This window comes from Pseudomonas sp. C1C7, from assembly GCF_013359595.1.
GTDB lineage: Bacteria > Pseudomonadota > Gammaproteobacteria > Pseudomonadales > Pseudomonadaceae > Aquipseudomonas.
This window is the reverse complement of the sequence record NZ_JABFMP010000010.1, coordinates 160,932-170,795: the sequence shown is the minus strand read 5'-3', so window position 1 is coordinate 170,795 and position 9,864 is coordinate 160,932. Positions and strand designations below refer to the sequence as shown.

Genomic DNA, 9,864 nt, shown 5'->3' with positions numbered 1-9,864 from the left:
GTTTCGACTGCGCCGGAAGTGGGGCGAATTATAGAGATCTGAAATCTGCCGTCAAGCACTGATTTGAACTTTCTATCAACAAACACAAATTAGCCGCCATATATAGACGCGCCGCAGTGATTGCGCAGTATATTGCACAAAATCAAGACTAATATACCAAGCACTCTACTTTGGACGATGCCTCTCAATGAATGATCAGCCTCGCAGCCTTGCCTCGACCCTGTTTTCGGTAGGCCTGCTATTAATAGCCATGGCGTCGATCCAGTCCGGTGCCTCCCTGGCCAAAAGCATGTTCCCGGTGATCGGCGCCCAGGGCACAACCACCCTGCGCCTGATCTTTGCCAGCGTGATCATGCTGCTGATACTGCGACCGTGGCGAGCCAAGCTAACCGCCAAGTCACTGCGCACGGTCATCGTCTACGGGATGGCACTGGGGGGAATGAACTTCCTCTTCTATATGTCCCTGCAAACAATCCCCCTGGGTATCGCCGTAGCCCTGGAGTTCACTGGCCCCCTGGCCGTCGCCATCTACGCATCCCGCAGGGCAATCGACTTTCTATGGATTGCCCTGGCGGCTGTCGGCCTGCTGCTACTGATCCCGACAGGCGCGACAACGGCAGCCATCGATCCACTGGGCGCGGGATACGCACTGGGCGCAGGAGTTTGCTGGGCGTTGTACATTCTTTTCGGTCAGAAAGCCGGTGCCGATCATGGCGTTCAGACCGCCGCGCTGGGCGTGATGATTGCCGCGCTCTTCGTCGCTCCCATCGGCATTGTCCACGCCGGCAGCGCACTGCTGACGCCATCCCTGCTCCCGGTCGCCCTCGGTGTCGCAGTCCTGTCCACGGCCCTTCCTTATACACTGGAGATGGTCGCCCTCACCCGCATACCGGCCAGAACCTTCGGCACCCTGATGAGCATCGAGCCAGCCTTTGGCGCGCTGTCAGGTTTGCTGTTCCTTCACGAATACCTCTCGCTGTCACAGTGGATGGCTATCCTGTGCATCATCCTGGCTTCCGTCGGCGCAACCATGACCATGGGCAGTGCCGCGAAGCCCGCCATTGCGGCGGATTAACGCAAGATGTGAAGCGGTGCTGGTATTTACCGTTCATTTAGGCCATGTTTAGGCCCGCAACCCAGTGTCAGACATGGACTTTTCAGGATAGGGATATCAGAACGCTTCATACGAAAAGCGATTACTGCGAGACCGGGCGTCAGATCCGGAATGCACCAAGGAAAGCAATGAAACGAATTTTGATACTGATCGCCGTACTTGCAGTTGCGGGCTGTGCGGCGACCACGAAGACCCAGATCAAACACGGCAAGAAAGGGCTACACATCAACTGCTCGGGCCTCTCGTCCTCCTGGGACCAGTGCTACAGCAGTGCCGCCAATTCGTGCGCTCCCAAAGGATACAAGGTCATCGCCAAGTCAGGTGATGCGGTGGAGGAGCCGGGAGATTACCCCTTCGGTCTCAACCCGGCGGGCTACACCAGCCGCAGCATGATCGTCATCTGCAAATGATGTGAGGCCGTCAGGCGTTCGGATCTGCAATCTGGCGACCGATCTCATCGTAACTGGACTTCAGCACCCGTTGCTGAAGCTCTGGCGTGGCAAGCATCCGTGCCACCACCAACGCTCCGATGCATTGCGACAGGACGGCCCAGGCCAGACTGTCGCTCTCCAGAACCTGCGCCCAACTTTCCTGCAACTGACAAATCCAGTGCTCCGCCTGCTGACGAATCGCCTCATCGGAGCGGGCGATCTCGGCGCCCAGTGCGGGCAAGGCGCAGCCGCTTTCCGGATGCTCGACATGGGACATGCTGAGATAACGCTTCAGGCAGCGCTCAAGCTTTGCGCGATCCCGATCAGCTCCCAATCGCTCCAGACTCTGCCGCAATTCACGTTCGACGATTGAAGCGAACAACTCGTCCTTGGACGAGAAATGGCTGTAGAACGCGCCACCACTCAAGCCGATCGCCTTCATCAAGCCGTCGACACCCACCGTGGAAAAACCGGACTTCTTGGCGGACACAGCGCTGCTGTGCAGCAGCTTTTCCCGGGTTTCCAGCTTGTGATTGACCGAGTATCGCATTGCCCTTCCCTCAGAATTGGCCACCTTGACGCTGCGCGGATCGTAGCATAACGTTCGTTTAGTTAACGATCGTTTACCAAAGGGATCTGCCCATGAATAACAAGAAGGTCGTACTGGTCGTCGGCGCTGGTGATGCCACCGGCGGCGCCATTGCCAAACGCTTTGCGAGGGAAGGATTTGTCGCCTGCGTCACCCGTCGAAGCGCGGACAAGTTACAGCCACTGGTCGACACCATCCGCGCCAGTGGCGGCCAGGCGCACGGGTTTGCCTGCGATGCCCGCAAGGAAGAAGAGGTCGTCGCCCTGATCGAGCAGATTGAAAGCGAGTTTGGGCCCATCGAAGCATTCGTCTTCAACATCGGCGCGAACGTGCCCTGCAGTATCCTCGAAGAAACCGCCCGCAAGTATTTCAAGATCTGGGAAATGGCCTGCTTCTCGGGTTTTCTCAATGCCCGTGAAGTGGCCATCCGCATGGCGCGGCGCCAACGTGGAACGATCCTGTTTACCGGCGCAACCGCCGGCATGCGGGGAGCTGCCGGTTTCGCCGCGTTCGCCGGCGCCAAACACGGCATCCGGGCCTTGGCGCAAAGCATGGCCCGTGAATTGGGGCCGATGAACATTCACGTTGCGCACGTCATCGTCGACGGAGCCATCGATACCGACTTCATCCGCGAATCCTTTCCCGAAAAATACGCGACCAAGGATCAGGACGGCATTCTCAACCCTGAACACATAGCCGAGAACTACTGGTACCTGCACAACCAGCCCCGTGACGCCTGGACGTTCGAACTGGATCTGCGCCCCTGGAATGAACGCTGGTAAGCCCTCCTCTACAACAATAAACAGCTAACAATAAACAGAGCGCATCGACCATGAGCAAAACAGTGGAGTTCTATTTCGACCTGGGCAGCCCCGCGACCTACCTGGCGTACACCCAGCTGCCGAAAATCTGCGAGCAAACCGACAGTCAGCTGGTCTTCATCCCGATTCTGCTCGGCGGTGTATTCAAAGCGACCGGCAACGCCTCCCCGGCGACCATCCCGGCCAAGGGTCGCTACATGTTTCAGGACCTCGACCGGTATGCCAGGCGCTATGGCGTGACGCTGAAGTACAGCCCGCACTTCCCGATCAACACCCTGATGCTGATGCGCGCCGTCACCGGTATCCAGCTGCGCCATCCCGAGCGTTTTGCCGCATTCATCGATTGCCTGTTCAAGGCCCTGTGGGTTGAGGGTCAAAGCCTGGATGACCCGGCAACCGTGGCGGCCGTGCTGACCCGCAACGGTTTCGACCCCCATGAAATATTGACCCTGACGGCCGATGAGGAGATCAAGGCCGCGCTCAAGGACAACACCGAAAAAGCCGTACAACGCGGCGTTTTCGGTGCCCCCACCATGTTTGTCGATGACGAGATGTTCTTCGGTCAGGACCGCCTGGAGTTCGTTCAACAGGCCCTGAGTTAAATCTCGATGACCAACCGCCCTTGTGCAGCTCCCGACTTGAGCAGCTCATGGGCGGCTTCGGCGCTTTCCAGGGTGAACCGGTGCGAGTCGACAATCGGTTTGAGCTTGCCGGCCTCGATCAGACGCGCCGCCTCCCCCAGTATTTCCCCATGATGCTCACGCCCCACACCGGTCAACAGCGGCAGCAAGGTGAAGACTCCGGAATAGCTCGCTCCGCGAAATGACAGCGGCGCGAGGCTGTGCTGCCCCCATCCCAGGCAACTCACCACATGACCGTGATAAATCCGCGTCGCCCTGAAAGACGCATCCAGGGTTTCGCCGCCCACGGTGTCATAAACGATATCGAAGCCCTCCCCGCCCGTATGTTCAGCCACGTAGTCCTCGACTGACGATTTGCCATAGTCGATAAAGGTCGCTCCCAGACTCTCTATGATCTCCCGGCTTCGAGCCGAGCCCGTGGCGAACACCTCGGCACCGAAAGCGCGAGCGATCTGCACGGCGACGTGGCCGACACCACCCGCCCCGCCGTGAACCAGCACTTTTTGCCCGGCCCGCACCCGCGCCCGATCGACCAGCCCTTCCCACGCGGTAATCAAGACCAGCGGCAACCCCGCCGCTTCACGCATGCTCAGATTGCTCGGCTTGCGAGCCAGCAACCGCGCATCGACCACCGCGTACTCCGCCAGCGAACCCTGGGCTCCACCAATCCCCGTAGCCATCGCGTAGACCTCATCCCCCGGGGTCCAGCCACTGACGCCCGCGCCCACGGTTTCCACGGTACCGGCCAGATCCATGCCCAACACCGCCGGCAACGGTTGACGCGCATGGCCGGCCTGACCCGCACGGATCTTCCCGTCCAGCGGGTTCACCCCACTGGCCGTGATCCTTACCAGCACCTGACCTGCCCCGGGCACCGGACGATCGATGGAAGCCAGGCGGAAAGATGCATTGGCCGAGTCCACCATCAGCGCACGCATTTGCAGTGAGTCAGTCATTTCGATATTTCCTGTCAGATGAAGAAGTCGGACTGATCTTCCGCCAACCGTTTCATGCCGATAAGACGCCATATCGCTATAGTGAACATGCCCTTTTGGCATGAATGGGAGACGCTGTGGATAAACTCAACGCAATGGCCATTTTCGTGCGCGTGGTCGAACGCGGCAGCTTTTCCGCCGTCGCCCGGGAACTGCAGACCAGCCAGCCGACCATCAGCAAAGTGCTGCGTGCGCTGGAAACGCAGCTCGGCGGAAAGCTGATCGCCCGCAGCACCCGCAAGCTGTCCCTCACCGATGAAGGCCAGCGCTATTACAGCGAATGCCGGCAGATCCTTGCCGCGGTGGACGCCGCCGAGCACAGTTTCCAGTCCGGCCGGGAGTCCATCGCCGGACCGCTGCGAGTCGGCTCATCCGTCAGCTTCGGGCGCTTGCAGATTGCCCCGCGCCTGGCGCAATTCCTCAAGCAAAATCCAAACGTGCAGATCGACCTGCAACTGAGCGATCAGAATCAGGATCTGGTCAGCGAAGGCCTGGACGTCACCTTCCGCATCGGCGCGCTGAACGACAGCGGCCTGATTGCCCGTCATGTCGGCACCACCCACCGGGTTACCGTCGCGGCACCGCAATACCTGAAACAACACGGCCAGCCGCAAACCCCTGAAGAACTCAGCCAGCACAACTGCCTGCTGTTCAACCTGCTCAGCACCCAGAATCTATGGACGTACGAAGGCCACGAAGTTCGGATCAAGGGCAACGCACAAAGCAACAACTCCGAAGCGATTCGCGAGATGGTCCTGGGAGGTTTGGGAATATCGCTGTCGCCGGTGTGGTTGTTCAGCGAGGACCTGAAGGCGGGAAGAGTGATTGCGATCCTGCAGGACTACGTTGCGCAATCCCTGCCGATCTATGCCGTGTCCCCGGCGAATCGTCGCCAATCCGCCAGGGTCAGGGCCTTTGTCGATTACATGAGCCAGGCGCTGGAGTCAGCGCCTGAACTGCAAGCGATCAAATAGCTGCGGTGCGAGTGTTCAACCACTCCAGCGCCGCGCCGTCGAGCAACGGGCTCAAGCGCGCGCGCACTTCGGCGTGGTACGCGTTGAACCATTGCTTTTCCTCTTCGCTGAGCAGCGACGGAATCAGGCAACGGGTGTCGATCGGGCACAGGGTCAGGGTTTCGAATTCCAGGAACTCGCCGAACTCGCTGCTGCCCGCCTCGCGGTTCATCGCCAGGTTCTCGATACGCACGCCCCAACGGCCCGGACGGTAGGTGCCCGGCTCGATGGAGGTGATCATGCCCGGCTGCATCGCGGTTTGCGGTGCGGGCGCGGCCTGATAGGCGATCACTTGCGGACCTTCGTGAACGTTGAGGAAGTAGCCAACGCCGTGACCGGTGCCGTGACCATAGTCGACGTTCTCTGCCCAGATCGGCGCACGGGCGATGGCGTCGAGCAGCGGCGACAGGATGCCTTTGGGGAACCGCGCACGGGACAGGGCAATCACGCCCTTGAGCACGCGAGTGCAATCGCGCTTCTGCTCTTCGGTCGGCGTACCCACCGCCACCATCCGCGTGATGTCAGTGGTGCCGCCCAGGTACTGGCCGCCGGAGTCGATCAGCAACAGGCCGTCACCCTCGATCACCGCGTGTTCTTCCTCGGTGGCGTGGTAGTGCGGCATGGCGCCGTTGGCGTTGTACGCGGCGATGGTGTTGAAGCTCAGCGACACGTAATCCGGGCGACGCTCGCGTGCGGCGGTGAGTTTTTCGTCGATGGTCAGCTCGGTGATGCGCTCATTGCCCATCGCCGAGTCGAGCCAGGTGAAGAACTCACAGAGTGCCGCGCCGTCCTGCTCCATGGCCTGACGAATGTGCTCGGCATCAGCCAGGCTCTTCTGCGACTTGGCCAGGGTGGTCGGGTTCAGGCCCTCGACCAGTTTCACGCCGCTATCGAGGTTGCCCAGCAGGCCAGCCGTCACACGGGCCGGATCGACCAGCAGACTGGCTCCACCTGGCACCGCAGCCAGTGCCGCGGCCACTTCGCTGTAATCACGCAGTGTCACGCCGTCCTTTTCCAGAGCCGCACGCAGCTCGGCATCGACCTTGCTCAGCGCCACGAACAGGGTGGCCTGCTGCTGGCTGATCAAGGCGAAGGACACGAACACCGGGTTGAACGACACGTCGCCACCGCGCAGGTTGAACAGCCAGGCGATGTCGTCGAGGGTGGCAATGAAGTGCCAGTCGGCCCCCTTTGTCTGCAGGGTTTCGCGCAACTTGGCGAGCTTTTCGCCACGGCTGACGGTGGCCTGCGGCGCCTTGTGCTGATAGAGCGGCGCGTTCGGCAGCGTCGGGCGATCGCTCCAGACTTCGCTCAGCAGGTCGATGTCGGTACGCAGACGCGCGCCGCGCTCCTCCAGCTTGCTGCCCAGGGTACGCGCCGAAGCCACGGCCATCACCGCACCATCGACCGCGACCACGCCGCCTTCGGGGGTCTGCTCGGCCAGCCAGTCCAGCGGGCTCGGTTGACCCGGCTGCAGCTTGACCAGCTCGATGCCGCTGCCCTTGAGTTCCTTGGTCGCCTGCTCCCAGTAACGGCTGTCGGCCCAGACACCGGCGAAATCAGGGGTCACGATCAGCGTGCCGACCGAGCCATGGAAGCCCGACAACCACTGGCGCCCTTGCCAGTAGCCCGGCAGGTATTCGGACAGGTGCGGGTCGGCCGACGGCACCAGAAGCGCGTGAATGCCCTCCCGGCTCATCAGCTCACGGGTTTGCGCCAGGCGCTGGGGCACCGATCCATTGATCGAAGACTGCGTACTCATCGTAACTCCTGCTAACCACTCATCATTGTTGTTTAAAGCCGATCAACGTCGGCCTTTATGGCCTACTGCCAGAATGCCGGAGCACTGGCGCAGGCCGCTTTAATCAGTTGTGCCGCCTGGTCGATGTCCTGCTCGGTGGTGAACCGTCCCAGGCTGAGGCGGATGGTGCGACCGGCCGAGCGGGCGTCATGCCCCAAAGCCAGCAACACGTGGGAAGGCGTATTGCTCGCCGAATTGCAGGCCGAGGTCGCGGAGAACGCGATCGAAGCCAGCAAAGCTGTCGAATTGAATTCGCCTTCGCTGAACGTCAGGCTCAGGGTGTGGGGGATGCGTTGCTCGGGGCTGCCATTCAAACGCACGCCCGGCATGCCGAGCAATTGGTCGAGCAGACGCTCGCGCAGCACGACGATCCGCGTCTTTTCTTCAGCGAATGCCGCCGATGCCAGGGCGAACGCCTCGCCCATGGCCACAATCTGATGGGTCGCCAGGGTGCCGGAGCGCAAGCCGCCTTCGTGGCCTCCGCCGTGGATCTGCGCCAGCACGCGCTGCTGCGCCCGCGGGCCGACATACAGCGCGCCGATACCCTTGGGGCCGTAGAGTTTGTGCGCGGAGAAGGACATCAGGTCCACCGGCCATTCGGCCAGATCGATCGCCACCTTGCCGGCACCCTGGGCCGCGTCGACATGGAACAGCGCCTGCCGCTCACGCACCACCTGGCCGATGGCCGGAATGTCGTTGACCGTACCCAGTTCGTTGTTGACCAGCATCAGCGACACCAGGAAGGTGTCCTCGCGCATCGCCTCGCTGACCGCTTGCGGGGTGATCAGGCCATCGGCGTCCGGGACCAGATAGGTCACCGCAACACCGGCTTGCTGCAATTGCCGGGCGGTATCGAGGATGGCCTTGTGTTCGATCTGGCTGGTGATGATGTGGCCGTCGGCTGCGCCGCGGGCCTGGGCGACACCCTTGAGGGCGAGGTTGTTGGATTCGGTGGCGCCGCTGGTCCAGACGATCTGCTCGGGCGTAGCGCCCACCAGTTCGGCGACTTGCCGCCGCGCCAGCTCGACCGACTGCCGGGCCTGCTGGCCGAATGCGTGGGAGCTGGAGGCCGGATTGCCGAAATTGCCGTTGAAGCCCAGACACTCGATCATGACCTTGATGACTCGCTCATCCACCGGCGTGGTGGCGGCGTAGTCGAAATACAACGGACGTTTATTCATATATGACTCGCAGAGCGTGTTCCGGGGTCAGGAGGCTCGTGACTGCAAACGCCAAAACGCAGCCTTGTGAGCTGCGTTGCGGATTCAGAACGCTACCAATACCTGATCGGATGCCGTTTAAGAAGTCCAACTTCATTAAAAGTGCGTAGGTACGCTCCTGAAAAGCCAGCTTACAGGCATCGGGCAACCGGAAGAAGCGGCGAGTCAGCTAAAGCTCTCGTGCAGGATCGGATACAGCGACGCCACCAGCAGCGCCGCCATGCCCCAGTTGAACACGCGCAACCAGCGGCGATCCTTCAATACATTGCGCAACAGCGTGCCGCAGGCGGCCCAGAGCCCGACGCTCGGCAGGTTGATCAGGGCGAAGACCGCGGCAATCACGATGACGTTGGTGAAGTAGCCCTGCATCGGCGTGTAAGTGCTGATGGCGCCAATGGCCATGACCCAGGCCTTGGGGTTGACCCATTGAAAGGCGGCGGCACCCAGGTAACTGATGGGTTTGCCTTCACTCTGCTGACTGTCGGACACCGGTCCGGAATGAGCGATCTTCCAGGCCAGGTACAGCAGATAAGCAGCCCCGACGTAACGCAGCAGGGTGTAGAGCACCGGGTAAGTCTGGAACACTGCGCCCAGTCCGAAACCGACCGCCACGACCAGCGCGAAGAAGCCGCAGGAAATGCCGAGCATATGAGGGATGGTGCGGTTAAAGCCGAAGTTCACGCCGGATGCCAGCAACAGGGTGTTGTTCGGACCGGGTGTGATCGAGGTGACAAGGGCAAACAGGGCGAAGCCCAGCAGCAGATCGAGTGAGAGCGTCATGGGTGGCAGTCCGTCAGGGTCGGTCAGGTATTGACCCTATCGCACACCCTTGGGGAAACCCATGGACAGTTACGCGAAAGTTCGAGCAGTACAGTTGCTGATCAGCTTGCGCGACCGTGCAGCTGTACAGCTCGCTCGGCGTTCATCTCGCCCTGCTTGTCGAAACCGAAGGTTTTCTGTGGCTGACCGAGCAACTCGGCTTTTTTCGCATGGTATTCATCGAAGGACAAACCCCGGCGATTCAAGGCTTCCAGCGCCAGTTCGCGGGTTTCCTCAGCGGTGTAGGGACGCAGTTCCGGGGAAACGTGGCTGGCACATCCGGCGAGAACGGAAAGGCTCAGCAGCAGGAAAGTGGTGATCAGGGTTTTCATGTCTTGGCGTCCTGGCGATCTGGGTTCTGGGCAATGAACACAGGCTACCCGCGCCTCCGGATGAGCAGAAATCATCACTCTCGATAGT

11 protein-coding genes are annotated in these 9,864 nt (G+C 61.0%); 5 read left to right on the top strand and 6 right to left on the bottom strand.

Annotated features, from left to right (window positions below):
- The first annotated feature begins 187 nt into the window (after positions 1–187).
- On the top strand, positions 188–1,075 hold the full coding sequence (gene rhtA, locus HNO86_RS11270; RefSeq protein WP_175377065.1) for a threonine/homoserine exporter RhtA: 888 nt from the start codon (positions 188–190) through the stop codon (positions 1,073–1,075).
- Positions 1,076–1,242: 167 nt separating this feature from the next.
- Complete coding sequence (locus tag HNO86_RS11265; RefSeq protein WP_175377064.1) at positions 1,243–1,524, top strand: hypothetical protein; 282 nt, start codon at positions 1,243–1,245, stop codon at positions 1,522–1,524.
- A gap of 10 nt (positions 1,525–1,534) precedes the next feature.
- Here HNO86_RS11265 and HNO86_RS11260 read toward each other — a convergent pair whose 3' ends face one another.
- Positions 1,535–2,095, bottom strand: coding sequence for a TetR/AcrR family transcriptional regulator (locus HNO86_RS11260; protein ID WP_175377063.1), 561 nt, complete (start codon positions 2,093–2,095; stop codon positions 1,535–1,537).
- Between the two features lie 92 nt (positions 2,096–2,187).
- On the opposite strand from HNO86_RS11260, the gene HNO86_RS11255 reads away from it, so the two are divergent.
- Both HNO86_RS11255 and HNO86_RS11250 read left to right on the top strand, forming a co-directional pair.
- On the top strand, positions 2,188–2,916 hold the full coding sequence (locus tag HNO86_RS11255) for an SDR family oxidoreductase (protein WP_175377062.1): 729 nt from the start codon (positions 2,188–2,190) through the stop codon (positions 2,914–2,916).
- A 50-nt stretch (positions 2,917–2,966) separates the two neighbouring features.
- Positions 2,967–3,557, top strand: a complete 591-nt coding sequence (locus HNO86_RS11250) for a 2-hydroxychromene-2-carboxylate isomerase (RefSeq protein WP_175377061.1) — start codon at positions 2,967–2,969, stop codon at positions 3,555–3,557.
- Here the strand turns inward: HNO86_RS11250 and HNO86_RS11245 are convergent.
- Positions 3,554–4,552, bottom strand: coding sequence for a zinc-dependent alcohol dehydrogenase family protein (locus HNO86_RS11245; protein WP_175377060.1), 999 nt, complete (start codon positions 4,550–4,552; stop codon positions 3,554–3,556). The genes HNO86_RS11250 and HNO86_RS11245 overlap by 4 nt on opposite strands.
- 104 nt (positions 4,553–4,656) lie before the next feature.
- Between HNO86_RS11245 and HNO86_RS11240 the strand changes: the two genes are divergently transcribed.
- Positions 4,657–5,565, top strand: coding sequence for a LysR family transcriptional regulator (locus tag HNO86_RS11240; RefSeq protein WP_175377059.1), 909 nt, complete (start codon positions 4,657–4,659; stop codon positions 5,563–5,565).
- On the opposite strand, the gene HNO86_RS11235 is transcribed toward HNO86_RS11240, so the two are convergent.
- The 4 genes from HNO86_RS11235 to HNO86_RS11220 form a co-directional block, all read right to left on the bottom strand.
- On the bottom strand, positions 5,558–7,366 hold the full coding sequence (locus HNO86_RS11235; protein ID WP_175377058.1) for an aminopeptidase P family protein: 1,809 nt from the start codon (positions 7,364–7,366) through the stop codon (positions 5,558–5,560). The two genes, HNO86_RS11240 and HNO86_RS11235, sit on opposite strands and share 8 nt — an antisense overlap.
- A 62-nt stretch (positions 7,367–7,428) precedes the next feature.
- Complete coding sequence (locus tag HNO86_RS11230) at positions 7,429–8,586, bottom strand: aminotransferase class V-fold PLP-dependent enzyme (protein WP_175377057.1); 1,158 nt, start codon at positions 8,584–8,586, stop codon at positions 7,429–7,431.
- A 204-nt stretch (positions 8,587–8,790) separates the two neighbouring features.
- Entirely contained in the window at positions 8,791–9,405 is a 615-nt protein-coding gene (locus tag HNO86_RS11225) for a LysE family translocator (RefSeq protein WP_175377056.1), read from the bottom strand.
- A gap of 101 nt (positions 9,406–9,506) precedes the next feature.
- The gene (locus HNO86_RS11220) at positions 9,507–9,776 is read right to left on the bottom strand and encodes a hypothetical protein (RefSeq protein WP_175377055.1); all 270 of its coding nucleotides are present in this window, start codon (positions 9,774–9,776) and stop codon (positions 9,507–9,509) included.
- Positions 9,777–9,864 lie beyond the last annotated feature (88 nt).

Excerpts from the sequence above, each read along its gene's own strand:
- HNO86_RS11255 (WP_175377062.1), top strand. The coding sequence starts at position 2,188 with ATGAATAACAAGAAGGTCGTACTGGTCGTCGGCGCTGGTGATGCCACC.
- HNO86_RS11245 (WP_175377060.1), bottom strand. The coding sequence starts at position 4,552 with ATGACTGACTCACTGCAAATGCGTGCGCTGATGGTGGACTCGGCCAAT.
- HNO86_RS11240 (WP_175377059.1), top strand. The coding sequence starts at position 4,657 with ATGGGAGACGCTGTGGATAAACTCAACGCAATGGCCATTTTCGTGCGC.
- HNO86_RS11260 (WP_175377063.1), bottom strand. The coding sequence starts at position 2,095 with ATGCGATACTCGGTCAATCACAAGCTGGAAACCCGGGAAAAGCTGCTG.
- HNO86_RS11220 (WP_175377055.1), bottom strand. The coding sequence starts at position 9,776 with ATGAAAACCCTGATCACCACTTTCCTGCTGCTGAGCCTTTCCGTTCTC.
- HNO86_RS11225 (WP_175377056.1), bottom strand. The coding sequence starts at position 9,405 with ATGACGCTCTCACTCGATCTGCTGCTGGGCTTCGCCCTGTTTGCCCTT.
- rhtA (WP_175377065.1), top strand. The coding sequence starts at position 188 with ATGAATGATCAGCCTCGCAGCCTTGCCTCGACCCTGTTTTCGGTAGGC.
- HNO86_RS11265 (WP_175377064.1), top strand. The coding sequence starts at position 1,243 with ATGAAACGAATTTTGATACTGATCGCCGTACTTGCAGTTGCGGGCTGT.
- HNO86_RS11230 (WP_175377057.1), bottom strand. The coding sequence starts at position 8,586 with ATGAATAAACGTCCGTTGTATTTCGACTACGCCGCCACCACGCCGGTG.
- HNO86_RS11250 (WP_175377061.1), top strand. The coding sequence starts at position 2,967 with ATGAGCAAAACAGTGGAGTTCTATTTCGACCTGGGCAGCCCCGCGACC.
- HNO86_RS11235 (WP_175377058.1), bottom strand. The coding sequence starts at position 7,366 with ATGAGTACGCAGTCTTCGATCAATGGATCGGTGCCCCAGCGCCTGGCG.